Origin of the sequence: Micromonospora olivasterospora, from assembly GCF_007830265.1 — a bacterium.
Taxonomy (GTDB): Bacteria; Actinomycetota; Actinomycetes; order Mycobacteriales; family Micromonosporaceae; genus Micromonospora; species Micromonospora olivasterospora.
The window spans coordinates 2,136,697-2,161,805 of sequence record NZ_VLKE01000001.1 but is presented as its reverse complement, the minus strand read 5'-3'; the positions used below and the strand labels follow the sequence as shown (position 1 = coordinate 2,161,805).

General features: G+C 73.6%; 19 protein-coding genes, 1 tRNA gene and 2 pseudogenes. 13 read left to right on the top strand and 9 right to left on the bottom strand.

The window, feature by feature from the left end; all coding sequences use genetic code 11:
• The first annotated feature begins 51 nt into the window (after positions 1-51).
• From JD77_RS09890 to JD77_RS09875, 4 genes are all read left to right on the top strand, one after another.
• Positions 52-1,056 (top strand): ABC transporter permease, encoded by a 1,005-nt coding sequence (locus JD77_RS09890; protein ID WP_145774003.1) that lies wholly within the window; start codon positions 52-54, stop codon positions 1,054-1,056.
• Complete coding sequence (locus JD77_RS09885; protein WP_145774002.1) at positions 1,053-2,015, top strand: ABC transporter permease; 963 nt, start codon at positions 1,053-1,055, stop codon at positions 2,013-2,015. Before JD77_RS09890 ends, JD77_RS09885 begins: the two co-directional genes overlap by 4 nt.
• 120 nt (positions 2,016-2,135) lie before the next feature.
• Positions 2,136-3,251: an ABC transporter ATP-binding protein gene (locus tag JD77_RS09880; RefSeq protein ID WP_145774001.1), complete on the top strand. Its 1,116-nt coding sequence runs from the start codon at positions 2,136-2,138 to the stop codon at positions 3,249-3,251.
• Positions 3,248-4,351: an ABC transporter ATP-binding protein gene (locus JD77_RS09875; protein ID WP_145774000.1), complete on the top strand. Its 1,104-nt coding sequence runs from the start codon at positions 3,248-3,250 to the stop codon at positions 4,349-4,351. Before JD77_RS09880 ends, JD77_RS09875 begins: the two co-directional genes overlap by 4 nt.
• Before the next feature lie 49 nt (positions 4,352-4,400).
• Here the strand turns inward: JD77_RS09875 and JD77_RS09870 are convergent, their stop codons facing one another.
• The gene (locus JD77_RS09870) at positions 4,401-4,877 is read right to left on the bottom strand and encodes a hypothetical protein (protein WP_145773999.1); all 477 of its coding nucleotides are present in this window, start codon (positions 4,875-4,877) and stop codon (positions 4,401-4,403) included.
• A complete protein-coding gene (locus tag JD77_RS09865; protein ID WP_145773998.1) occupies positions 4,859-5,515 on the bottom strand; it encodes an HNH endonuclease family protein in 657 nt (218 codons plus the stop codon). The genes JD77_RS09870 and JD77_RS09865 overlap by 19 nt, the downstream gene beginning before the upstream one ends.
• Before the next feature lie 136 nt (positions 5,516-5,651).
• Here JD77_RS09865 and JD77_RS09860 point away from each other — a divergent pair, with 136 nt between their 5' ends.
• On the top strand, positions 5,652-7,103 hold the full coding sequence (locus JD77_RS09860) for an MFS transporter (RefSeq protein WP_145777507.1): 1,452 nt from the start codon (positions 5,652-5,654) through the stop codon (positions 7,101-7,103).
• Positions 7,104-7,144: 41 nt separating this feature from the next.
• On the opposite strand, the gene leuA is transcribed toward JD77_RS09860, so the two are convergent.
• A complete protein-coding gene (gene leuA, locus JD77_RS09855; protein WP_145773997.1) occupies positions 7,145-8,896 on the bottom strand; it encodes a 2-isopropylmalate synthase in 1,752 nt (583 codons plus the stop codon).
• Between the two features lie 290 nt (positions 8,897-9,186).
• Positions 9,187-9,978 (bottom strand): hypothetical protein, encoded by a 792-nt coding sequence (locus tag JD77_RS09850; RefSeq protein ID WP_246140593.1) that lies wholly within the window; start codon positions 9,976-9,978, stop codon positions 9,187-9,189.
• Positions 9,979-10,664: 686 nt separating this feature from the next.
• On the opposite strand from JD77_RS09850, the gene JD77_RS09845 reads away from it, so the two are divergent.
• Together JD77_RS09845 and JD77_RS09840 are read left to right on the top strand one after the other, a co-directional pair.
• The gene (locus tag JD77_RS09845) at positions 10,665-11,930 is read left to right on the top strand and encodes an aspartate kinase (RefSeq protein ID WP_145773996.1); all 1,266 of its coding nucleotides are present in this window, start codon (positions 10,665-10,667) and stop codon (positions 11,928-11,930) included.
• A 4-nt stretch (positions 11,931-11,934) separates the two neighbouring features.
• Positions 11,935-12,993: pseudogene (locus JD77_RS09840) on the top strand (aspartate-semialdehyde dehydrogenase); the annotation flags it as partial.
• 176 nt (positions 12,994-13,169) lie between these two features.
• Here JD77_RS09840 and JD77_RS09835 read toward each other — a convergent pair.
• Positions 13,170-14,591, bottom strand: a complete 1,422-nt coding sequence (locus JD77_RS09835) for a GGDEF domain-containing protein (protein WP_145777505.1) — start codon at positions 14,589-14,591, stop codon at positions 13,170-13,172.
• A 123-nt stretch (positions 14,592-14,714) separates the two neighbouring features.
• Here JD77_RS09835 and JD77_RS09830 point away from each other — a divergent pair, with 123 nt between their 5' ends.
• Positions 14,715-15,575: a phosphodiesterase gene (locus JD77_RS09830; RefSeq protein ID WP_246140592.1), complete on the top strand. Its 861-nt coding sequence runs from the start codon at positions 14,715-14,717 to the stop codon at positions 15,573-15,575.
• Between the two features lie 593 nt (positions 15,576-16,168).
• Complete coding sequence (locus JD77_RS09825) at positions 16,169-17,878, top strand: bifunctional metallophosphatase/5'-nucleotidase (protein WP_145773995.1); 1,710 nt, start codon at positions 16,169-16,171, stop codon at positions 17,876-17,878.
• Between the two features lie 57 nt (positions 17,879-17,935).
• Here JD77_RS09825 and JD77_RS33490 read toward each other — a convergent pair whose 3' ends face one another.
• Positions 17,936-18,550 carry an MFS transporter gene (locus JD77_RS33490; protein ID WP_246140591.1) on the bottom strand — a complete coding sequence of 205 codons (615 nt, stop codon included), beginning with the start codon at positions 18,548-18,550 and terminating at the stop codon, positions 17,936-17,938.
• Positions 18,547-18,810: a hypothetical protein gene (locus tag JD77_RS33485; protein WP_246140590.1), complete on the bottom strand. Its 264-nt coding sequence runs from the start codon at positions 18,808-18,810 to the stop codon at positions 18,547-18,549. Before JD77_RS33485 ends, JD77_RS33490 begins: the two co-directional genes overlap by 4 nt.
• 264 nt (positions 18,811-19,074) lie before the next feature.
• Between JD77_RS33485 and JD77_RS35110 the strand changes: the two are divergent.
• From JD77_RS35110 to JD77_RS09805, 3 genes and pseudogenes are all read left to right on the top strand, one after another.
• Positions 19,075-19,305, top strand: a pseudogene (locus tag JD77_RS35110) (HNH endonuclease); the annotation flags it as partial.
• 163 nt (positions 19,306-19,468) lie between these two features.
• The gene (locus JD77_RS09810; protein ID WP_246140589.1) at positions 19,469-21,898 is read left to right on the top strand and encodes an ATP-binding protein; all 2,430 of its coding nucleotides are present in this window, start codon (positions 19,469-19,471) and stop codon (positions 21,896-21,898) included.
• Between the two features lie 82 nt (positions 21,899-21,980).
• On the top strand, positions 21,981-23,366 hold the full coding sequence (locus JD77_RS09805) for a toll/interleukin-1 receptor domain-containing protein (protein ID WP_170286401.1): 1,386 nt from the start codon (positions 21,981-21,983) through the stop codon (positions 23,364-23,366).
• Positions 23,367-23,447: 81 nt separating this feature from the next.
• Here JD77_RS09805 and JD77_RS09800 read toward each other — a convergent pair.
• Both JD77_RS09800 and JD77_RS09795 read right to left on the bottom strand, forming a co-directional pair.
• Positions 23,448-23,524, bottom strand: a tRNA-Pro gene (locus JD77_RS09800).
• 205 nt (positions 23,525-23,729) lie between these two features.
• Positions 23,730-24,623: a metallophosphoesterase gene (locus tag JD77_RS09795; protein WP_145773994.1), complete on the bottom strand. Its 894-nt coding sequence runs from the start codon at positions 24,621-24,623 to the stop codon at positions 23,730-23,732.
• A 25-nt stretch (positions 24,624-24,648) separates the two neighbouring features.
• Between JD77_RS09795 and JD77_RS09790 the strand changes: the two genes are divergently transcribed.
• Positions 24,649-25,104: a GatB/YqeY domain-containing protein gene (locus JD77_RS09790; RefSeq protein WP_145773993.1), complete on the top strand. Its 456-nt coding sequence runs from the start codon at positions 24,649-24,651 to the stop codon at positions 25,102-25,104.
• Positions 25,105-25,109 lie beyond the last annotated feature (5 nt).

Here is a 25,109-nt window from a genome sequence, read left to right as displayed (position 1 = left end):
CCGTGACCACGGCGCCCGCCCGCACCCCTCCGCACCCCCTTCGAGGCCACCGTGTTCCGGTTCATCGTCAGACGCCTGCTCCAGCTGATACCGACGCTGATCGGGCTCTCCCTCCTGCTGTTCATCTGGCTGCGCAGGCTGCCGGGCGGCCCCGAGACCGCCATCCTCGGTGAGCGCGGCACTCCGGAGATGCGCGCCGCGATCCGGCGCAACCTCGGCCTCGACGAGCCGATCCTGATTCAGTACGGCCGCTTCGTCCGGCGGCTGGTCCAGCTGGACCTGGGCACCTCGACCTCGACCAAGCGCCCGGTCGTCACCGAGTTCTTCGAGCGCTTCCCCGGCACGGTCGAGCTGACCGTCATGGCCATGCTGATCGCGATCGGGATCGGCATCCCGCTGGGCTACCTGGCCGCCCGCCGCCGGGGCCGGCTGCTGGACCACCTCTCCGTCGGCGGCTCGCTCCTCGGGGTCTGCATCCCGGTCTTTTTCCTGGCGTACGTGCTCAAGGCGATCTTCTCGGAGAACCTGGGCTGGTTCCCGTCCAGCGGCCGGCAGGACCCGACCATCGGCGCGACCCGCATCACGAACTTCTTCGTCCTCGACGGGCTGATGACCCGGGAGTGGGACGCCGCCGCCGACGCGCTGTGGCACCTGATACTCCCTGGTATCGCGCTGGCCAGCATCCCCCTGGCGATCATCGTCCGGATCACCCGAGCCAGCGTGCTGGAGGTCCTCAACGAGGACTTCGTCCGCACCGCCGAGGCCAAGGGCCTCACCGAGCGGACCGTCCGCCGCCGGCACGTGCTGCGCAACGCCATGCTGCCCGTGGTCACCTCCATCGGTCTGCAGACCGGCCTGCTGCTCTCCGGCGCGGTGCTGACCGAGACCGTCTTCGCCTTCAGCGGCATCGGGGCGTTCGTCGCGGACGCGATCAGCCAGCGCGACTACCCCGTGCTGATGGGCTTCATCCTGATCATCGCGGTGGTGTACGTGCTGGTGAACCTCCTGGTGGACCTCTCCTACAGCGTGATCGACCCGAGGGTGAGGGTGCGATGACGGCCGTCACCGGCAAGAAGCGCGAGAAGATCGACCGGCTCGCCGAGCTGGCCGCCCGTGACGACGAACGCGGCGTGAGCCTCTGGCAGGAGGCGTTCCGCCGGCTGCGGCGCAACCCCGCCGCCATCGTCGGCGCGGTCATCCTGGGCCTGTTCCTGCTCGTTGCGATCGTCGGCCCGTTCCTCGTCCCGCACCCGGCGGACGCCCAGCTCTGGAAGGGCGAGATCCGGGACAACATCGGCTACTTCCCCGGCCCCCGGGCGGAGAACTGGTTCGGCGTCGACCACATCGGACGCGACGAGTTCAGCCGGATGATCGTCGGCGCCCGGCAGACCCTGCTGGTCGGCGTGGTCTCCACCCTGATCGGTCTGGCCGTCGGCTCGGTGATCGGCGGGGTCGCCGGCGCCGCCGCCGGCCTCGGCGGCAAGTGGGGCCGGGCGGTCGACAACGCCCTGATGCGCTTCGTCGACATGCTGCTGGCCATGCCGAGCCTGCTGCTGGCGATCAGCGTCGCCGCGCTGCTCGGTGCCGGCCTGACCACCGTGATGATCGCGGTCGGTGTGGTCTCCGTGCCGGTCTTCGCCCGGCTGCTGCGCGGCTCGATGATCTCCCAGGCCAACAGCGACTACGTGCTCGCCGCGACGTCGCTCGGCGTGAAGAAGCCGAAGATCGCGCTGACCCACGTGGTGCCGAACTCGCTCGCCCCGGTGATCGTCCAGGCCACGCTGACCCTGGCCACCGCGATCATCGAGGCGGCGGCGCTGTCCTTCCTCGGCCTCGGCAACAACGACGCGTCCATCCCCGAGTGGGGGGTCATGCTCGCCGACGCGCAGCGCTACCTCGACGCCGCGCCCCGGCTGGCCATCCTGCCCGCCCTCGCCATCATCGTCACCGCGCTCGGCTTCACCCTGCTCGGCGAGGCGATGCGCGAGGCCCTCGACCCGAAGCTGCGGAAGTAGGTCAGGCATGTGTGAAGCGCGAGGAGCGAGCTTGCGAGCCCCGCAGTCGCGAACGGAGGGCCGCTGTGAAGCGCGAGGAGCGAGCCTGCGAGCCCCGCAGTCGCGAACGGAAGGCCGGTAATGGCGCTGCTCGAAGTGGACGACCTCTCCGTCACGTTCGCCCGGCGCGGCCAGCGCACCGTGCACGCCGTGGACGGCGTCTCCTTCTCCGTCGACTCGGGTGAGGTCGTCGGGCTGGTCGGCGAGTCCGGCTGCGGCAAGAGCGTCACCTCGCTGGCGATCATGGGCCTGCTGCCGAAGCAGCCCGGCACCCGCGTCGGCGGCAAGGCCGTCTTCGACGGCACCGACCTGCTTCAGCTCGACGACCGGTCCCGCCGGGACATCCGCGGCCGGGACGTCGCGATGATCTTCCAGGACCCGCTGTCCTCGCTGAACCCCGTGATCCCGATCGGGTTGCAGGTCACCGAGGTGCTGACCCGGCACCGGGGGCTGAAAGGCGAGGCGGCCCGCAAGGAGGCCGCCCAGCTACTCGACCGGGTCGGCATCCCCGACCCGACCCGCCGGCTCAAGGAGTACCCGCACCAGCTCTCCGGTGGGATGCGCCAGCGCGCCCTGATCGCCATGGCGGTGGCCTGCCGGCCCCGGCTGCTGATCGCCGACGAGCCGACCACCGCGCTGGACGTCACCATCCAGGCGCAAATCCTGGAGCTGCTCAAGGAGCTGGTCCGGGACTCCGGCACCGCGCTCGTGATGATTACCCACGACCTGGGCGTGGTCGCCGGCATGTGCGACACGATCAACGTGCTGTACGCCGGCCGGGTGGTCGAGACGGCCCGCCGCCGCCCGCTGTTCCGCGAGCCGCGCCATCCGTACACCGTGGGCCTGCTCGGCTCGGTGCCGCGCCTGGACGCGGGGCGCGGCGAGCGCCTCAACCCCATTCCCGGCTCGGTCCGCGACCTGCTGGCGTGGCCGGACGGCTGCGCGTTCGCCCCGCGCTGTGCCCGTCGCCTCGACGAGTGCGTGGGGGAGCCGCCCGAGCTGGTGCTCACCCACGACGGCCGCAGCTACCGGTGCGTGAACCCGGCCCCGATCCCCGGCACCGTGCCTCCGCAGGCCGCGGCGGCGGCCCGCAGCGCAGCCCGGGTCGACACCGGCTCGGCCGGGGCGCCGGAACCGGCCGCCGGCGACGCGACCGCGGGCCCGGTGCCGGCCCCGCGCGAGGAGGAGAAGCCGTGACCGAGAGCGACATCCTCGTCGAGGTCCGCGACCTGAAGGTGCACTTCCCCATCAAGCGGGGGGTGTTCCTCGACCGGGTGGTCGGGCACGTCAAGGCGGTCGACGGGGTCGACCTGAGCATCCCGCGTGGGCGCACGTACGGGCTGGTCGGCGAGTCCGGCTGCGGCAAGTCCACGCTCGGCCGGGCGCTGCTCCAACTCACCCCGCCCACCGGCGGCGAGATCCGGTTCGACGGCGCCGAACTGACCAGGCTGCCGGCCGGAAAGCTGCGCACCATGCGTCGCCGGATGCAGATGATCTTCCAGGACCCGATGTCGAGCCTGGACCCCCGGCAGAACGTCGAGTCGATCCTGACCGAGGGGTTGCAGACCCACGGCATCGGGGCCGACCGGAACGAGCGCCGGCGGATCATCGGCGAGACGCTGGACGCGGTCGGGCTGCCCCGGTGGGCGCTGTCCCGGTACCCGCACGAGTTCTCCGGCGGCCAGCGGCAGCGCATCGGCATCGCCCGCGCCCTGGTGCTGGGCCCCGAGCTGATCGTCGCCGACGAGCCCGTCTCCGCCCTGGACGTCTCGATCCAGGCGCAGGTGGTCAACCTGCTCGACGAGCTGCAGGACAATCTCGGCCTGACGTACCTGGTGATCGCGCACGACCTCGCCGTGGTCAAGCACATCTCCGACGTGGTCGGGGTGATGTACCTGGGGGCGCTGGTCGAGGAGGCGCCGAGCGACCGGCTCTACCGGGAGCCGCTGCACCCGTACACGCGGGCGCTGATGTCGGCGGTGCCGGTGCCGGACCCGGACGTGGAGGACCGGCGGGAGCGGATCCTGCTCGCCGGTGACCTGCCCTCGCCGGCCAACCCGCCGGCGGGCTGCCGGTTCCACACCCGCTGCCCGTGGGCCCAGCCGACGCGCTGCTCGGACGAGCGGCCGGCGCTGCGGGAGATCGGCGGCAGCCGGGTGGCCTGCCACTGGGCCGAGCAGATCGCCAGCGGCGACCTGCGCCCGCACAAGGTCAGCGCCCAGCTCGTCCGGCCCGAGGACGAGGGCGAGGCCCCGGCGGTCGTCTCCGCCCCCAACGAGCCCGGCTCGTACGTGTGAGAGAGGGCCCCTTTGCCGGGCAAGGGGCCCTCTCGGCACCTGGGGCGCGTCAGCCCTCCGGTCGGTTGAGCAGGCCGACCGCGATGGTGTGCACCGCGTCCAGCCCGGCCGGGTCGGCCAGCGGGGCCCGCCCGCCGGTGACCGCGTACCACTCGTCGGCCTCCCGGTACTGCACCCGCAGGATGACCTGGCCGTCGGCGTACTCCGTGCGCAGGGTCAGCTCGCCGGTGACCACGCCGACCTCGTCGGTCATCACCCCGCCGGGGCCGGGCACGATGTCCGCGGTGCGGCTCTGCGCCGCCGCCCCCGGAGGGGCCGCCGCTCCCGGAGGGGCCGCAGCCGCTCCCGACGGGGCCGCCGCCCCTGGAGGGGTCGCCGCTCCCGGCGGGGCCGCCGTGGCGCTGACCGGGCCCGCGTCGGCGGACATCCCCGCCCCAGGGACGTCGGCCGGAGCGCGCGGGGCCCCGTCCGCCTCCATCCCGGCCGTCGTGCCCCCGGATCGCCCGGTCACGGCTTGCTCGCCCATGTGCAGCCCTCCAGCATGTCGGTCAGGGCGGCCTTCTCGGCGCTGGTCACCGTCAGCCGCCAGTGGTGCTTGACCGTCACCCAGTTCTCGGCGTACTGGCACCAGTACGACCGGTTCGCCGGCTTCCACTGGGACGGGTCCTGGTCACCCTTTGCCCGGTTGGAGGAGGCGGAAACCGCGATGAGCTGCGGTCTCGTGAGATCGTTGGCGAAGTCGCCCCGCTTCTGGTCGTCCCACTCGTCGGCGCCGGAGCGCCACGCGTTGGCCAGCGGGACGGTGTGGTCGATGTCCACGCCGGAGGGGTCGGTGAGGACGCGGCCGTCGTACACGCTCTCCCACCGCCCGGCGACCACGTTGCAGCCGGAGAGCCGGATGTCCCGGCCGTCGCGCTTCAGCACGCTGTCCCGCACGTCGCAGTTCTTGCCGGTGTCCCGCCAGTGCGGGAAGCGGTTCCGGCTGTAGCCCCGCATCGAGCCGGCGCTCGCCACCGTCAGCTGGTCGAGCTTCTCGCCGACGTTGCCGCCGCCGCCCGGCGGGGCCTCCGGCTCCTCGACCGGCGCGCAACCGGCCGCGACGACCGCGAGCGCCGCGGCGAGCACGGCCGCCCCGGCCGCGCGACGTCCTGATCTGGTACGCACAGACGACACCCCTCCAGCTTGCGGGCTTCCGGCGATTGCGCACAGTACCCCGAGGGCGTTTCCGTGATTCGTGGCGTCCGGCAAATCGACCCGGGCAGGATGGATACCCGTGACCGAACCCGCGCCCGCGCTCCGGATGGGCACCCCCGCCGGCCGGGGAACGCTGCTCGCCGCGATCCTCGCCTCCGGCATGGTCTTCCTGGACACCACGGTGGTCAACGTCGCCCTGCCCCGGCTCGGCGCCGACCTCGGGGCGACCGTGGCCGATCTCCAGTGGACGATCAATGGCTACCTGCTCATGCTGGCGGCGTTCGTGCTGCTCGGCGGGGCGCTCGGCGACCGGTTCGGGCGGCGGCGGGTCTTCCTGCTCGGGGTCGTCTGGTTCACCGCCGCGTCGGTGCTCTGCGGCCTGGCCCAGGGCACCTCGTGGCTGATCGCGGCCCGCGTCCTGCAGGGGGCCGGGGGCGCGTTGCTCACGCCGGGCTCGCTGTCGGTGATCCAGTCCAGCTTCCACCCGGACGACCGGGGCCGGGCGATCGGCACCTGGTCGGGCCTCGCGGGGGTCTCCACCGCGCTCGGCCCGTTCGTCGGCGGCTGGCTGATCGACACTTTCTCCTGGCGGTGGATCTTCTTCCTCAACGTGCCACTGGCCGTCCCGGTGGTGCTCGCCGCGCTGCGCTGGGTGCCGGAGAGCCGGGACGAGGACGTCTCCCGCAAGGGGGCCGGGCGGCGATTCGACGTGCTGGGCGCCCTGCTCGGCGCGCTGGGCCTGGGCGGCGTGACGTACGCCCTGATCGACGCTCCCGCCCGCGGCCCCGGCTCGCCGGCGGTGCTGGTGTCGGCGCTGGTCGGCGTGCTCGCGATCGTCGCCTTCGTGCTGGTGGAGCGCCGCCGGGGGGACAGCGCCATGCTCCCCACGGGCCTGTTCCACAGCCGGCTCTTCTCGGTGCTGAACGTCTTCACCGTGGTGGTGTACGCGGCGCTGGGCGGCTTCACCTTCTTCCTCGCCGTGTACCTGCAGAACGTGGTGGGCTGGTCGGCCCTGCTCACCGGCCTGGCCACCGTGCCGATGACGCTGCTGCTGCTCGTCGGGTCGTCCCGCGCCGGGGCGCTGTCCGCCCGGATCGGCCCCCGGCTGCCGCTGACCGTCGGCCCGGTCGTCGCCGCAGTCGGCCTGCTGCTGCTGCGCCGGGTCCGGCCGGGCGCGTCGTACTGGACGGACGTGCTGCCCGGGGTGGCCCTGTTCGGCCTCGGCCTGACCCTGGTCGTGGCGCCGCTGACCGCCTCGGTCCTGGCCGCCGTCGCGGACCGGTTCGCCGGGGTGGCCAGCGGCTTCAACAACGCCGCCTCCCGGGCCGGCGGCCTGCTGGCGGTGGCCGCGCTGCCGCTGGCCGTTGGCCTCAGGGGCACCGGGTACGAGCAGAAGGCGGCGCTGAGCGAGGCGTTCCGCGGGGCGATGCTGTGGTGCGCGGTCCTGCTGCTCGTCGGGGCGGCGCTGGCGGGGTTGTTGATCCACCGACCGGCGCGCAGGGCGGCGGGCTCCCAGCCCTGTCCCTCGCTGCCGGCCTCGACCCCGCCGGACGAATGAGCCGCAGGGGCCCCACGAACGCGGGGCCCCTGCGCGCGACGTCAGGCGTGGGCGCGGTTGACGGCGCTGGTGACCGCCTTGATCGAGGCGGTGACGATGTTCGCGTCCGTTCCGACGCCCCAGACCGTACGGCCGTCCACCTCGCACTCGACGTACGCGGCGGCCTGTGCGTCCCCGCCGGAGGAGAGCGCGTGCTCGTGGTAGTCGAGCACCCGTACGGCCACGCCGACCGCCTGGAGCGCGTTGACGTACGCGTCGATCGGGCCGTTGCCGACCGCGGTCAGCGACCGGCTCTCCCCGCCGAGGGCCACCTGCGCCTCGAACTCGACCTTGCCGTCGGCGGTGCCGATCACGTAGCCGGTCAGGGCGACGAACGGGTCGGGCTGGTGGTCGACGAGGTAGTTGCGGGCGAAGATGCCCCACATGGTGCCCGGCTCGACCTCGCCGCCGTCGTGGTCGGTGACCTGCTGGACCACACCGGAGAACTCGATCTGGAGCCGGCGCGGCAGGTCGAGCTGGTGCTCGGATTTCATGATGTACGCGACGCCGCCCTTGCCGGACTGCGAGTTGACCCGGATGACCGCCTCGTAGGTGCGGCCCAGGTCCTTCGGGTCGATCGGCAGGTAGGGCACGGCCCAGGCGAACTCGTCGACCGGTACGCCGGCCGCGGCGGCGTCGGCGTGCAGGGCGTCGAAGCCCTTCTTGATCGCGTCCTGGTGCGACCCGGAGAACGCCGTGTAGACCAGGTCACCCGCGTACGGGTGCCGCTCGTGCACCGGGAGCTGGTTGCAGTATTCGACCGCCCGCTTCACCTCGTCGATGTTCGAGAAGTCGATCATCGGGTCGATGCCCTGGGAGAAGAGGTTCAGCCCCAGCGTCACCAGGTCGACGTTGCCGGTGCGCTCGCCGTTGCCGAACAGGCAGCCCTCGATCCGGTCGGCGCCGGCCAGCAGGCCCAGCTCGGCGGCGGCCACCCCGGTGCCCCGGTCGTTGTGCGGGTGCAGGCTGAGCACCAGGCTGTCCCGCCGGGGCAGGTGCCGGTGCATCCACTCGATCGAGTCGGCGTACACGTTCGGCGTGGCCATCTCGACGGTCGCCGGCAGGTTCACGATCAGCTTCCGCGCCGGGGTCGGGTCGACCACCTCGATGACCTTGGCGCAGACCTCCAGCGCGTACTCCAGCTCCGTGCCCGTGTACGACTCGGGGGAGTACTCGTAGTGGATGTCCGTGTCCGGGGTGTGGATCTCCGCGTACTTCTGGCAGAGCCGGGCGCCGGTGGTGGCGATGTCGGCGATGCCGTCCCGGTCCAGCCCGAAGACCACCCGCCGCTGGAGGGTGGAGGTCGAGTTGTAGAAGTGCACGATCGCCCGTCGGGCGCCGCGCAGCGACTCGAAGGTCCGGTCGATCAGGTGCTCCCGGCACTGGGTGAGCACCTGGATCGTCACGTCCTCCGGGATCATGTCCTGCTCGATCAACTGCCGGACGAAGTCGTAGTCGGTCTGGCTCGCCGACGGGAAGCCGACCTCGATCTCCTTGTAGCCCATCTGCACCAGCAGCTGGAACATCCGGCGCTTGCGCTCCGGGGACATCGGGTCGATCAGCGCCTGGTTGCCGTCGCGCAGGTCGACCGCGCACCAGCGCGGCGCGGCCTCGACGTGCCGGGTCGGCCAGGTGCGGTCCGGCAGGTCGATCCGGAACTGCTGCTGGTACGGCTGGTAGCGGCGGTACGGCATCCGGCTGGAGCGCTGCCGGGCGATCGGATCGGTCTCGACGTCGGTGGCTGGTTGAGCCATGGCGGACTGTTCCCCCTGAAACATGTGGCGTCAGCAATCGGAAGGTTTCGGCGACGCTGCCGAGGCGGCGGGCGGTGCCGATCGAAAGTTCGGATGTGCTGGACGGCGCGGTTCGACTCCGCGACGGGGTGCCGGCCGATCAGGCCCCGTCGCGGCGACCAAGGAGGAGGTGCGCCCGCCACATGACAAGGTGACACTACGTGATCAGGTGAGGGGCGGGAAGGCGGGTCCGGAATATGAGACCGATATCGCATCTCCCGAGGTGGACGGCTCGGAGCGGGCGCCCACGGTCACCCCGTACCCGTGCCCGCGGGGGTCGAGCCGTCCGGACTCGGTGCGGCCCTGCCGAGCGGATCGGCGTCGGTGACCGGCCCGGCCAGCCGTACGGAGGCCGGCGCGGGACCGGCGGGCCCGGACAGCGTCAGGGTCCCCGAGGCGGTGCGCACGGCGGTCGGGGTGCCGTCCGGGGCGTAGCAGTAGATCCCGACGCCCAGCGGAGCGGTCAGCGACGCCGAGGTCGAGTCGACGGAGTAGCAGGCGCCGGTCGCCCCTGCGGGCGGCCTGGCCGGGGAGACCGCGAGCGGGGCCCGCCGGTCGGTGAGCACCTCCAGCCAGTCCGTGAACGGGTGCTGCACCCAGGGGTCCAGGTGGCGCGGAACGGCGTCCGTCCGGCCGCCCAGGCGTACGCAGCTCGCCGGCTCCGGCCGCCCGGCGGACGGCAGGCCGCACTGGAAGAGCCCGTCGCCGGTGGCGACGAGCGCGATGTCGGCGGTACCGCCGAGCGCCCCGCCCGGGACGTCGACCCGCCAGGTGCCGTCGTCGGCCCGGGTCACCACGATCGAGCGGTCGGGGCCGTCGACCCCGGACAGGGCGTAGCGGGCGGTGAAGTGCCGGTCCCGGGCCGCCGCGGCCAGGGCGGCCAGCTCGTTCCGCGCCGCGTCAATGGCGGCGGGCGTGGGGTCGCCGGAAGGCGTCGGGGCCGGCCCGGCCGGTGGGCCGTCGGCGCAGGCGGCGAGCAGGGCCGGAAGGGTGAGCGCGAGGACGCCGGTCAGGCGCCGGGCCACGCGGAGGTGGGGATGCACCGGGTCATTCTGCGGTGCGCCGGCACCGCCGGTGGGCCCCGCGACGATCCGCCCGTGCGGCGTGTTGCATACCCGTCGGCACCGGCTGCTGCGGCGCGTCGCGCGGCCGTCGGAACGGCTCCGCGCGGCGGGTCGCGTGGCACCCGGGCACGGCTCCGTGGGGCGGGTCGCGTGGCTCCCGAGCGTTGCTCCGTGGGGCGGGTCGCGCAGCGCCCGAGCGTTGCTCCGTGGGGCGGGTCGCGCAGCGCCCGAGCGTTGCTCCGTGGGGCGGGTCGCGCAGCGCCCGAGCGTTGCTCCGTGGGGCGGGTCGCGCAGCGCCCGAGCGTTGCTCCGTGGGGCGGGTCGCGCAGCGCCCGAGCGTTGCTCCGTGGGGCGGGTCGCGCAGCGCCCGAGCGTTGCTCCGTGGGGCGGGTCGCGCAGCGCCCGAGCATTGCTCCGTGGGGCGGGTCGCGCAGCGCCCGAGCATTGCTCCGTGGGGCGGGCCGCGGACCCGCCGGGGCCGTCGCGCGTACCCCGGGAGGGCTGGTGGGGCGGCGGCGGGCGCGGTCCGCCGGGGCCGGATCGTGGGATCACCCGACCCCGGCGCGCCGGCCGCCGGATACCCTGAGGTGGTCTGACACGCGCCGCCGGGCCGGATCCCGGCGGCGTCGGCACGCTCAGGGACGCTGGGGAGGGAGTGCACCGTCGTGGCACTCGTGGTGCAGAAGTACGGCGGGTCCTCCGTCGCAAACGCCGAGCGGATCAAGCGGGTGGCCGAGCGGATCGTCGCCGCCCGCAAGGCCGGCGACGACGTGGTGGTGGTCGTGTCGGCCATGGGCGACACCACCGACGAGCTGCTCGACCTGGCGAACCAGGTCAGCCCGCTGCCGCCGGGCCGCGAGCTGGACATGCTGCTCACCGCCGGGGAGCGGATCTCCATGGCGCTGCTCGCCATGGCCATCCACAACCTCGGGTACGAGGCCCGGTCGTTCACCGGCTCGCAGGCCGGTGTGATCACCACCTCGGTGCACGGCAAGGCGCGGATCATCGACGTGACCCCGGGGCGGCTCAAGGGCGCGCTCGACGAGGGTGCGGTGGTCATCGTGGCCGGCTTCCAGGGGGTCTCGCAGGACACCAAGGACGTCACCACCCTGGGCCGGGGCGGCTCGGACACCACGGCCGTGGCGCTGGCCGCAGCGCTGGACGCCGACGTCTGCGAGATCTACACCGACGTCGACGGCGTGTTCACCGCCGACCCCCGGATCGTGCCCAACGCCCGGCACATCAAGCACATCACGTACGAGGAGATGCTGGAACTGGCGGCCTGCGGCGCAAAGGTGCTGCACCTGCGCAGCGTGGAGTACGCCCGGCGTGCGGGGTTGCCGATCCACGTCCGTTCGTCATACTCGACCAACACCGGCACGATGGTCACCGGATCGATGGAGGACCTTTCCGTGGAACAGGCGCTGATCACCGGGGTCGCCCACGACCGCAGCGAGGCGAAGATCACCATCGTCGGGGTGCCCGACGAGCCGGGTGCCGCCGCGCGGATCTTCGACACCGTGGCCGGTGCCGAGATCAACATCGACATGATCGTGCAGAACGTCTCCACCGAGGGCACCGGCCGCACCGACATCTCGTTCACCCTGCCGAAGACCGACGGTCCCACCGCGATGGCGGCGCTGAGCAAGATCCAGGAGTCGGTCAAGTTCAAGGGCCTGCTGTACGACGACCACGTCGGCAAGGTGTCCCTGATCGGCGCCGGGATGCGGTCGCACCCGGGCGTGGCGGCCGGCTTCTTCGCCGCCCTCGGCGCCGCCGGGGTCAACATCGAGATGATCTCCACCTCCGAGATCCGGGTCTCCGTGGTGTGCCGCGACACCGACCTCGACAAGGCGGTCCGGGCCATCCACGACGCCTTCGAGCTGGGCGGCGAGTCCGAGGCCGTGGTCTACGCGGGCACCGGGCGGTAGCGCGGTGTCGTCGCTGCCCACCCTCGCCGTGGTCGGGGCGACCGGTGCCGTCGGCACCGTGATGTGCGAGCTGCTCTCGTCCCGGGCCAACGTCTGGGGCGAGATCCGGCTGCTCGCGTCCGAGCGGTCGGTGGGGCGGCGGGTGCGCTGCCGGGGCGAGGAGCTGACCGTGGGCGCGCTCACCCCGGAGGCGTTCGACGGCGTCGACGTCGCGATGTTCGACGTGCCCGACGAGGTCTCCGCCGAGTGGGCGCCGATCGCGGTCGGCCGGGGCGCGGTCGCGGTGGACAACTCCGGGGCCTTCCGGATGGACCGGGACGTCCCGCTGGTCGTCCCCGAGATCAACCCGGAGCAGGTGCGCAACCGGCCGAAGGGGATCATCGCCAACGCCAACTGCACCACCCTCGCGATGATCGTGGCCGTCGCCCCGCTGCACCGCGAGTACGGCCTCCGTGAGCTGGTGCTCGCCTCTTACCAGGCGGCCTCCGGCGCGGGGCAGGCCGGGGTGGACGCCCTGCACTCCCAGCTCGGCAAGATCGCCGGGGACCGGGTGCTCGGCTCCCGTCCGGGCGACGTACGGCAGGCGGTCGGCGACGAGCTGGGCCCGTTCCCGGCCCCGCTGGCGCTCAACGTGGTGCCCTGGGCCGGCTCGCTCGGCGACGGCGGCTGGTCGTCCGAGGAGCTGAAGCTGCGCAACGAGTCGCGCAAGATTCTCGGTCTGCCCGATCTGAAGGTCTCCGCGACGTGCGTCCGGGTGCCGGTGGTGACCGGGCACTCGGTGGCCGTGCACGCGGTCTTCGCCACCGAGGTGGACGCCGAGGGCGCCCGCGAGGTGCTGCGCAACGCCCCGGGCGTGATCCTGGTCGACGATCCGGCCGCCGGGGAGTTCCCGATGCCGATCGACGCCGTCGGCACCGACCCGTCGTGGGTCGGCCGCCTCCGCCGCGCCGTCGACGACCCGCGCGCCCTGGACCTCTTCGTCACGGGCGACAACCTCCGCAAGGGCGCCGCCCTGAACACGGCCCAGATCGCCGAACTCCTAGCCAGAGACCTCCCCCGCCCTAGCCCACCCGCCCCACCCCACCCCCCACCCCCCACCCCCCCACCCCCCACCCCCCACCCGGCCCCCGCCCCACCCCCCGCCCGCGGCGATCTTGCACTTTCGGCCCCTGTTATGCCCCTTATGGGGCCATATGTCGGGGCAGGAAATGCAAGATCGCGGGGAGAGTCGGGGGCGCGTCAGGCGGCGGACAGGCGGACGGCGTCTCGGCCCTGGCGTTTGGCCGCGTAGAGGGCCTGGTCGGCGCGCTGGAGCGTCTGCTTCGGTAGCTCGCCCGACCGGGGCAGGGCGATGCCGACGCTGATCGTGCGGCCGGTGCGCCGGGCCGCCTCGGTCAGCCGCTCGGCGATCCGGACCGCCTCCTCGGGGCGGTTCACCTCGATCACCGCGACGAACTCGTCCCCGCCGGTCCGGTACAGCTCGTCGCCCTGGCGCAGCGCCGCCTCCAGTGCCCGGGCCAGGCCGACCAGCAGCCGGTCGCCGGCCTGGTGGCCGTACGTGTCGTTGACGGTCTTGAAGCCGTCCACGTCGATCGCGAGCAGCGCCGTACGCCCCGGCGTGGCGCGGGCGATCCGCTGCTCGAACGCGCCCGTGTGCCGCAGCCCGGTCAACGGGTCGGAGCTGGCCTGCTCGCGCAGCCGCGCCAGGGTACTCAGCCGGTCCAGGCAGGTCCACGCCTGCCCGGCGAGCAGCTCCATGAGGTTGACCGTGGTCGGGTCGGGCCGCAGCAGGCGCTCGTCGGCGACCAGCAGCACGCCGCCGCCCTCCGGCGGACCCACCGGCACCGCCACCAGGGTCCGCCCCCCCGCGTCGGCGAGGGGCCGGTACTCCTCCGTCGGCGGGTGTCCCGCCTCTCCGAGCGTGTACCCCGCGCCGTGTCGGTGCGCCCGGCTGATCATCAGGCCGAGGGCCGGCCCGCCCGCCTCGGTCAGCGCGGCCCGGATGCGCGACTCCAGCTCGCCCGGCGAGTCCGCCGGCTCGCTCAGCCGGGGACCCGACCCGTCCGCCAGCACCAGTACGGCCGCACCGAGGGTGGAGACCTCGCGGGCGGCGCGGATCGCCGCGGTACTCAGGTCCGCCGCGGTGGGAGCGGCGGTCAGCGCGGCGGCGTGGCGCAGCAGCTTCTCGCTGCGGCTCTCGGCCGGCGGGCCGCCGAGGGCCATGATCCGGGCGCCGAGGTGGGCGGCCACCCGCTCGGCGGTCTCCCGCCACGGGCCCAGCTCGACCGGCCCGCTCCACTGCAGGTCCAGCACCCCGAGCGGGCGGCCGGCGGGGTCGAGCACCGGCACGCAGACCTCGGAGGTGACGTCGGGGCGTACCGGGAGGTAGTCGGGGTCCTCGGCGACGTCGGGAACGGTGGCGCCCGCGCCGGAGGCGTACACCCGCCCGACGATGCCGGTCTTCGGCGGAACGGTCGAGAAGACCTGCCAGGCGCCGGTGGCGGCCACACAGCGGAGCCGGTCGGCCACCTGGAGCAGGACGGTGATGGTGGCCGGCGCGTACCGGGCGAGCGCCGTGACGGTCCACTGGCACGCCTCCGCGGCGGTCGACGCCATCGGTAGGCGGACCGTCACGTCCCGGATGACCCGGTTGTGATCCACGCGCACGTCGTTCCAGGGGAGGGGAGGGGCGGAGTCGTCCGATCAAGCGTACTCACCGCAGCTCAGTGCCCATTTATCAAGATCATGATGGTCGTACACATGTGCTATCCACAGGCTGTGGACGTGGCCTGTGCACAGGGCATCACCCGACGCGCCCGCCCGGCGATAGCCTGGGACGTGCCGGTCGACCTGGAGGACGCGATGCTCATCGCCCAGCTCAGCGACACCCACCTGACCACCGGTCCGCTCGCCGCGGAGCCGGCCGCCGGGCTGCACCGGGCGCTGGGCCGGGTGCTCGGCCTGACCCCCCGACCGGACCACGTCGTAATCACCGGCGACCTGACCGAGCACGGCCGCCCCGACGAGTACGTCGCGCTGCGCGACGTGATCGGCCGGTTCCCGGTGCCGGTGCACCTGGTCGCCGGCAACCACGACGACCGGGAGTCGCTGCTGGACACCTTCGGCGGGACGCCGTGCCTGGCCGGCGGCTACTCCGCGCACTACGCGGTGGAGCGGCCGGACGCCACCCTCGTGGTGCTCGACTCCCTCACGGTCGGCGAGGACGGTGCGGGCCGGCTCGGCGCCGAGCAGCTCGCCTGGCTGGACGAGGTGCTGGCCCGCCGGCCGCGGCTACCCGCCGTGGTCTGCCTGCACCACCCGCCCGCCCCGGTGGGCCTGCCGTTCCTGGACGGCATCCGGCTGCTCGACGGCGACGACCTGGCGAAGGTGGTCGCGGCCCACCCGCACGTCGTCCGGGTGCTGGCCGGGCACGTGCACCGGGCGGTCACGGTCGACTTCGCCGGCACAGTGCTGACCACCGCGCCGAGCACCTGGCGGCAGTCGTCGCTGACCCTCGACGCCGGGGAGCGGCTGGGGTACGTCCTCGAACCGACCGCGTTCCTGCTGCACCTCGTCACGGAGGCCGGCTGCGCCACGCACACCGTGCAGGTCAGCCACGCGGCCGGTCTGACCGGCGGGTTCTGACCGGCCGGGGTGGCGTCGCGGGAGGCCGCGCACCACCCGCTTTCGGTTGCGGTGCTCCGTCGACGGGCCGTGTCCGTCCCGCGGTACGGACGTCGTTCCGCGCTGTTCGCCGCGATCCGGTCGCCGGTTCGGCCGCGACCGGTCGGCCAGGCGGTCGGTACTTGCCGACGCAGAGATCCCGCTCTCCACAATCGCCCTGCGACATCGATAGCCTCAGGCCAGCTCCGCGCCGGTACCGCCAGGACCGGCAGCCCACCGTCCCGGGAGCCGGCGTCGGCTCCTCGCACCGGGAGCCGGCGCCCCTGGGCCGGCGTGCGGCACCGGACGGCACGCGCCGGATCACCCGGCACGTTCACCTCTCCGTCACGCGAGGGCGGTCGAGCCGCCCGGTCCGGGCCATCCGCCGTACCGGCGGTTGTGATGGGCTTCCCCCCGTCGACCTGGACCGCGGAAGATGAGACGCTGTCCGTGAGGACAGCGGCGACCCCCGACCGCCGCGCTCCGAGCGATCGACCCCTGTCACGGCACGCAGCAGGGTCGCCGGGCCGACCCGCGCCCGGCCGCGCCCCATGCCGAACCTCACGAGGAGTTCCATGTCCGTCCCCGGGATGCGTCGGGCCGCCGTCGGCCTGACCGCACTCGCCGCGGCCGCGCTGAGCACGGTCGCCGTCAACCCGAGCCAGGCGGAGGCCGGTCCGAAGCCGGTCGACGTCAAGCTGCTCGCCATCAACGACTTCCACGGCAACCTGGAGCCGCCGAGCGGCTCCAGCGGTACCATCGCCGGGCAGCCGGCCGGCGGTGTCGAGTACCTGGCCACCCAGCTCGCCGCGCTGCGGCAGGCGGCCAGGGAGGACGAGAACACCATCACGGTCGCCGCCGGTGACCTGATCGGCGCGTCCCCGCTGCTGTCGGCAGCGTTCCACGACGAGCCGACCATCGAGGCGCTCTCCATGGCCGGGCTGGACTTCGCCAGCGTCGGCAACCACGAGTTCGACGAGGGCGCCAACGAGCTGCTGCGCATCCAGAACGGTGGCTGCCACCCGGTCGACGGCTGCGCCGACGGCACCCCGTACGCGGGCGCCGGCTTCCAGTACCTCTCCGCGAACGCCTTCAAGACCGCCACCGGCCAGCCGCTGCTGCCGCCGTACGCGATCAAGAAGGTCCAGGGCGTCAAGGTCGGCTTCATCGGCATGACCCTGGAGGGCACCCCGCAGATCGTCAGCCAGGACGGCGTCGCCGGCCTCACCTTCGCCGACGAGGCGGACACCGCCAACAGGTACGCCCGCATCCTGCGCGCCCAGGGCGTGGAGACCATCGTCGTGCTGCTGCACGAGGGCGGCCAGCAGGCGGCCGGCGGCGGCATCAACGACTGCACCGGGTTCACCGGCCCGATCGTCGACATCGCCAACCGGATGGACCCGTCGATCGACGTCGTCGTCAGCGGGCACACCCACCAGGCGTACAACTGCGAGATCAACGCCAAGCTGGTCACCAGCGCCAGCTCCTTCGGCCGCCTGGTCACCGACATCGACCTCCAGATCGACCGGCGTACGGGTGACGTGCTCACCGCCTCGGCGAACAACGTCGTGGTCACCCGGGACGTCGCCAAGGACCCGGCGCAGACCGCGCTGATCGGCCGGTACAAGACCGCCCTCGGCCCGGTCGCCACCAAGGAGGTGGGCCAGACCACCGCGGCGATCACCCGGACCCAGGAGACCCTCTTCGGTACGTCCATGGGCGAGTCGGCGCTGGGCAACCTGATCGCCGACGCGCAGCTCGCCGCCACCGACAACGAGCAGGGCGCGGTCGCCGCGTTCATGAACCCGGGCGGGGTCCGGGCCGACCTGGACGCCGGCGTCGTCACCTACGAGGAGGCGTTCACGGTCCAGCCGTTCGCCAACAACCTGGTGACGCTCGACCTGACCGGCGCGCAGCTCTACTGCCTGCTGGAGCAGCAGTTCGTCACCAACCGCACGCTCTACCCGTCCGCGACCGTGCGCTACACGGTCGACCCGAACGGCACCACCGCGCCCGCGGCCACCCCGTGCGCCGGCACCCGGGTGGTCCGGGGCAGCCTGACGCTCGGCGGTACGGCCGTCGTCGACAGCGCCACCTACCGGGTCACGGTGAACAACTTCCTGTCCGGCGGCGGTGACGGGTTCAGCGTCCTCACCGGCGGCACGAACCAGGTCACCGGCATGATCGACCTGGACGCCTTCGTGGCGTACCTGACCGCGCAGTCCCCGGTCTCGGCCCCGGCCCTCGACCGGATCCGCACCACCGCCGAGGTGCCGGCCGCCTGACGGCCGTCACCGGCGCGGGTCGGGCCCCGGAGCGCACGCTCCGGGGCCCGACGCGGCTCAGGAGTTCGCCGGGACGGGGGCCGGCGGGGCGGCGAGCGGCCGGCCGTCCTGGGCCGGGGTGAGCAGGCCGCGCAGGGAGAGGGCGAGCAGCGAGGCCACCAGGCAGCCGCCGGCCACGAACGCGACCCAGACCATCCCGTCGGCCGCGCCGATCAGCGGACCGGCGGTCACCGGGCCGATCACGCCGCTGATCCCGGAGATCATCGAACTCATCGCGTTGTACCGGCCGCGCAGCTCGTCCGTGGCCAGCGCGTTGGTCAGCGCGGGCATCACCGGCGACAGCATCGTCTCGCCGAAGCCGAAGATCGCCGAGCGGGCCACCACCCCGAGCGCGGCGAGCAGCGCGTCCCCGTTGCCGACGAGGCCGGCCGCGCCGAGGGTGAGCCAGGCGCCCGCGAAGACGGCCCCGACCAGGGCCAGCGCGCCGGTGCGGCTGCGCCCCTCCAGCCGCTTGATCACCAGCAGTTGGGCCAGCACGATCATCACCGTGTTGCCGGCCAGCGCCCAGGCAACCACCCGCGGGCTCACCTCGGCCACCCGGACCGCGTACGCCGTGAAGCCCACCTCGATCTGGGCGTACCCGCAGGTGGTGAGCACGAGACCGAAGATCACCAGACGGCGGAAGGGACGGTCGCGCAGCACGGCGAGATAGCCCCCGCGCGACGCCGCCGGCCCGCCCGCCGCGGCGTCGGCGAGCCGGTGACCGACCCGGGCAGGGTCAGCAGGATCAGGGCCGGGGTCAGGTAGCTCACCGCGTCGAGGACGTAGATCAGCTGGAACGTCGTCGGGCGGGCGATGTCCACGATCGCGCCCGAGATCAGCCCGCCCACCCCGATGCCGAGGTTGAGCAGGGCGAAGTTCAGCCCGTACACCCGCTGCCGCTCGCCCGGGTCGGTCAGCGAGGCGAGGATGGTGACAGGGCAGCACCACCCGGCGGGCGCCGAACCGGTCGATCAGCGTCCCGCCCAGCGGGGACAGCGCGAGGGTGACCGCGCCGTACCAGCCGATCACCAGGCCGGCGCGGGTGTCGGTGAGGCCCCGTACGTCGGTCAGCTAGATGAACAGGAACGGCAGGGGACTCCGGCGCCCGCAACTGGTCCACCAGCCGCCGCCAGTCGTACGCGAACGACCTCGGCGACTCCCGCCCGCTGGTCGCCGTCACCGACAACGTCAACCAGGCCAAGGGCGACCAGGCCCCGGCCACCTGGACGCCCTCGTACAGCGGCGCCCGTTGCCGCTACGTCAACGAGTGGGTGGCCATCAAGATCCGCTGGCGGCTGACCGTCGACACCGCCGAGAAGAACGCCCTGACCAGTTGGGCGAACTCCTGCCCGAACAGCACCATCTCGGTCACCTACGCGTTCTGAGCGCCGCGCGCCGCCGGCCCGGCGCAACTGTCGGGTCGGCGGCGCGGGCTGCCCCGGCCGCCGAGCGCCGCGACGCGCCGACAAGAGCAATCGTGCGTCGTCGATGCGGGCTATCCTGGCTCCGACTCTTCGAAGCACGTCCCGATGCCAAGGAGGGTGTGGTGTGGCGGAGGCCGGTCGGGAGGCGCTGCTGCGGTTCGTCGACGAGCTGCGGCGGCTGCGGCAGCTGGCCGGTGGGCCGTCGCTGAACGCACTGGTGGCGGTCGCCGCCGGGCTGGGTCAGCCGTTGGCCCGCTCCACCCTCAGCGACAAGCTCAACGCCAAGTCGCTGCCCGACTGGGACTTCGTCACCGCGTACGTGGCCGCCTGCGCCGCGTACGCCGGGCGGTCCGGTGCCCGGCTGCCCGCCGAGCTGGCGGACCCGGCCCGGTGGGAGCCGGCGTACTGGCGGATGCTGCGGGCGGCGGACGCGGCGCGGGCCGGCGACCGGCTCGCCGCCGCCGCCCGCGCCGAACTGGGCCGGCAGGCCCGCGGGGTCCGCCGTGCGGCCGGCCGCCTGGCCCGAGCCCGTCGTGCCCCGCCAGCTGCCGGCGGCCGTACGACACTTCGCCGGGCGGTCGGCGCAGCTCGCCGCCCTGACCGCGCTGCTCGCCGAGCCGGCCGGGCCCCGGGCACGGTGCTGATCTCGACCATCGGCGGGACGGCCGGAGTCGGCAAGACGGCCCTCGCCGTGCACTGGGCCCACCAGGTGGCCGACCGGTTCCCGGACGGGCAGCTCTACGTCAACCTGCGCGGGTTCGACCCCGAAGCGCCGGCCCTGAGCCCCGCCGAGGCGGTCGCCGGCTTCCTGGAGGCCCTCGCGGTGCCTCCGGGGCGCATCCCCGCGGGGCTGGCCGCGCAGGCCGCGCTGTACCGGAGCCTGCTGGTCGACCGGCGGATGCTCGTGGTCCTGGACAACGCCCGGGACGCCGACCAGGTGCGCCCGCTGCTGCCCAGCACGCCCGGGTGCCTGGTCCTGGTGACCAGCCGCAACCAGCTGCCGGGACTGGTCACCGCCGAGGGCGCCCGCCCGCTCCTGTTGGACCTCCTGTCCCCGGCGGAGGCCCGCGAGCTGCTGTCCCGCCGGCTGGGCGCGGACCGGGTCGCGGCCGAGCCGGCCGCGGTGGACCGCATCGTGGCCGCGGCGGCCGGGCTTCCGCTCGCGCTGGCCATCGTGGCCGCGCGGGCCGCCACGTATCCGGACTTCGGTCTCGCCCGACTCGCCGACGAGTTGGCGGGCGCGTGGGGGAGCCTCGACGGGTTCAGCGGCGGAGAGGCGGCCACCGACGTCCGCGCCGTCCTCTCCTGGTCGTACCGGGGCCTGGACCCGGCGGCCGCCGACCTGTTCCGGCTGCTCGGAACGCACCCCGGCCCGGGCGTCTCCGTCCCGGCCGCCGCCAGCCTCGCGGCCCTTCCCGTCGCCGAGGTGCGCCGGCCGCTGGCGGACCTGGCCCGGGCGAACCTGCTCGCCGAGCACACCCCCGGCCGGTACGCCCTGCACGACCTGCTGCGCGCGTACGCCGTCGAGCAGGCCGAGGCCACCGACTCCGACGAGCGCCGCCGGGCCGCGCTGCACCGGCTGCTCGACCACTACCTGCACACCGCCTACGCCGCGGACATGCTGCTCCACCGGCACCGCGACGAGATCGACCTGCCGGTGGCGCAGCCCGGGGTCGCGATCCCCGCGCTGCGGGACCGGGACGAGGCGTGGGAGTGGCTCGCCGCCGAGCACCGGGCGCTGCTCGCCGCGATCGCCCTGGCCGCCGACAGCGGCCTGCCGACCCACGCCTGGCAGCTCGCGTGGAGCGTCAACACGTACCTCGACCGGGTGGGTGCCTGGCAGGACCAGTCCACGGCACAGGAGCTGGCGCTGCGCGCCGCCACCGGGGCGGGCGACCGCGACGGCCAGGCCCGCGCCCACCGGAACCGCGCCATCGCCTGCCTGCGCCTCGGCGCGTACGACGACGCCCGCGACCACCTCGAGCGGTCCCTGTGCCTGTACGCCGAACTCGGCGACCGGGTCGGCGGCGGCCGCACCGAGCTGAACCTCGGCATCCTCGCCGAGCGCCGGGGCGACCACCGGCGGGCCCTCGACCACGCGCAACGGGCCCACCGCCTGTTCGAGGCCGCCGGCCACGCCCAGGGCCAGGCCAACGCGCTCAACAACATCGGCTGGTACCACATCCAACTCGGCGACCACCGGCGCGCGCTCGACTACTGCGAGCGGGCCCTGGCTCAGCAGCAGCGGACGGGGAACCGGTACTGGGAGGCCCATGCGTGGGACAGCCTCGGCTACGCCCACCACCAGCTCGGCCGGCACCGCGACGCCATCGACTGCTACGAGCACGCGCTCGCGCTGTGGCACGAGGTCGGCGAGCGCTACTACGAGGCCACGACGCTGACGCACCTCGGCGACAGCCACGACGCCGCGGGTGAGCCCCGGTCCGCCCGTACCGCCTGGCGGCGCGCCCTCGACGTGCTCGACCGGCTCGGTCACCCGGACGCCGCGCAGGTCCGGGCCCGGCTCGACGGGACGCCGTCCGCGCCGGTGTAGCGCCACGAACTCCTGGCCCCGTGGGCTTCCTGGTCTTTCCGGCTGATCCCACTAGATCGATGTCCTTCGGTAGATTGCCGGGGTGGGCGATCACGTGTTCATCAGTTGCAGCCATGCCTCCGACAGCGCGTACGTGGAGCGGCTGGCTGCCCATCTGGAAGCCTCTGGCGTGGCGGTCCGGTTCGACCAGGGGATCGTCGGTGAGGAGCGGGAGGGTGACGGCTTCGAGGAACGCGTCGACTCCTGCGCCGCGCTCGTGGTGGTGATGACGCCGGCAGCGGAGGCGTCGCCGGGGGTGGAGCGGGCGATCGACCGGGCGGAGAAGCTGGGTAGGCCGATCCTGCCGCTGCTGCTGGCGGGCGAGCCGTTCCTCCGCCTCGGCGACGTGCGGTACGAGGACGTCACCGGTGGACGGATGCCCTCCGCCGACTACGTGCGGCGGCTGGCCGCGTCCGCGGCGTCGCCAGCGTCTCAGCCCGCGCCGACCCCGGTGGCGCGTCGAGGAACACCCGGTACGCCCCTCGCGACTCTCACCGGCCACGTCGGCACGGTGATATCGGTGGCGTTCAGCCCGGACGGGCGCACCCTGGCCACCACCGGCCGGGACAGGACCGCCCGGTTGTGGGACCTGGCCGACTCCGCCCAGCCGGCGCTCGCCGCCACTCTCGCCGGCCGCCCCGACAGGCCGTGGGGGATCTACTGGCTGACCGTGATGGGGTCGGTGGTGTTCGGCCCGGACGGGCGCACCCTCGCTGTCACCTGCCAGGACAAGGTGGCCCGGTTGTGGAACGTGGCCGGCGCCGCCCGGCCGGCGCTCACCGCGACCGTCACCGGTCACACCAAGGGCGTGGCAGGGATGGCGCTCAGCCCGGACGGGCGCATCCTCGCCACCGCCAGCTTCGACAAGACGGCGCGGTTGTGGGATGTGTCCGATCCGACCCGGCCGGTGCTCACCGCCACGCTCGCCGATCACAAGGGCTGGGTGGCATCGGTGGCGTTCAGTCCGGACGGGCGCACCCTCGCGACCGTCGCCTTCGACAAGGTGGTTCGATTCTGGGAGGTGTCCGATCCCGCCCGGCCGGTGCTCACCGCCACTTTCACCGGTCACGCCGCCCCGATGGGGTCGGTGGCGTTCAGTCCGGACGGGCGCACCTTCGCCACCGCCAGCTTCGACAAGACGGCTCGGTTGTGGGATGTGTCCGATCCCGCCCGGCCGACGCACACCGCCACCCTGACCGAGCACACCGGCAAGGTGTTGTCGGTGGCGTTCAGCCCGGACGGGCGTACCCTCGCCACCGCCGGCAACGACACGGCGCGGTTGTGGGACGTGGCCGATCCGGCCCGGCCGACGCACACCGCCACCCTCACCGGTCACGCCGGCCCGGTGCAGACGGTCGCGTTCAGCCCGGACGGGCGCACCGTCGCCACCGCCGGCAACGACCAGACGGCCCGGCTGTGGCAGGGGTAGCGGTCTCCCGGGGGCACTTCCGGCAGACGAGTCAGGGCCGGTTTCCTTCTCAGGAAACCGACCCTGGCCTGGCCGTACCTCTGGTCGGGGTGGCCGGATTTGAACCGACGACCTCTTCGTCCCGAACGAAGCGCGCTACCAAACTGCGCCACACCCCGAGGCGTGCTGAGAAATAGTAGCCCACCGACCCCGAGGGTCAAACTCGGTACCCCCTCCCGCCGCGCCGGGCCCGGCCGCGCAGGCGCGCGGGCCGGCGCGGGACCCTCGCCCCGAGCGCCGGTAGCGCAGCCGGGGCAACTCCAGAGGCGGCTCACGTCACACCTCCCCCGGCCGGAGCGCGCGGGCGGGGTGAGGGGCGGCGGCTCAGCGCGGGATCAGGGTGAGAATGCTCGCCTCCGGCCGGCAGGCGAACCGGACCGGCGCGGTCGGGTGGGTGCCCAGGCCGGCCGAGACGTGCAGCCAGGAGTCGGAGCCCGGCCAGCGGTGCAGACCCTTGGCCATCGACCGGGGCAGGCCGCAGTTGGTCACCAGCGCCCCGACGCCGGGCACGCAGACCTGGCCGCCGTGGGTGTGGCCGGCCAGCAGCAGGGCGAACCCGTCGGCGGCCATCTGGTCGAGCACGGCCGGCTCCGGCGAGTGCGCCACCCCGATCGACAGGTCGGTGGAGGCGGAGACCGGGCCGGCGACGGAGGGGTAGTCGTCCCGCTCGATGTGCGGGTCGTCGACCCCGACCAGCTCGACCAGCCGTCCGCCGGCCTTGAGGGTCGTCCGGGCGTTGTTGAGGTCGGCCCAGCCGGAGCCCGCGAAGACCTCCCGGAGTTCCTCGTACGGCAGCTCCACCCCCTCCCGGTACTCCCGGTCCGGCAGGAAGTAGCTGAACGGGTTCTTCAGCACCGGCCCGGTGTAGTCGTTGGAGCCGAACACGAACGCGCCGGGAAGGTCGAGCAGCGGTTGCAGGGCCCGCAGCACGCCCGGTACCGCCCCGGGGCCGGCCATGTTGTCGCCGGTGACCACCACCAGGTCCGGGTCCAGCGCTGCCAGCGACGCCACCCACTCCTGCTTGCGCCGCTGTCCGGGCGTCATGTGCAGGTCCGACAGGTGCAGGACGCGCAGTGGCTCGGTGTCGGCCGGCAGCACCGGCACGTCGAACCGGCGCAGGGTGAACATGTTGCGCTCGACGAGCGACGCGTACGCCAGGGTGGCCGCGCCGACCGCGGCGGTCCCCGCCGTGAGCCGGAATAGTGTGCGCTTTCGCATGGCGTTCAGGGTAGTTTGACCGTCCATGAGCACGCTGAAGGACCGCCTGACCGCCGACATGCGCGCCGCCCTCAAGGCACGCGACGAGCTGACCACCTCCACGCTGCGGATGGCCCTCGCGGCCGTCGGCAACGCCGAGGTCGCCGGCAAGGAGAAGCGCGAGCTCAACGACGACGAGGTGCTGGCCGTGTTGACCAAGGAGGCGAAGAAGCGGCGCGAGGCCGCCACCGCGTTCGCCGACGCGGGCCGCGCCGAGCAGGCCGCGAAGGAGACCGCCGAGGGCGACGTGCTGGAGCGCTACCTGCCGAAGCAGCTCTCCGACGACGAGCTGGCCGAGCTGGTCGCGGGGGCGCTCGCCGCGGGCGGGTTCAGCGGCAAGGCGCAGATGGGCCCGGCGATGAGGGCGGCCCAGGCCGCGGTGGCCGGCCGGGCCGAGGGTGGCCGGGTCGCCGCCGAGGTACGCCGCCAGCTCGGCCTCTGACGCTC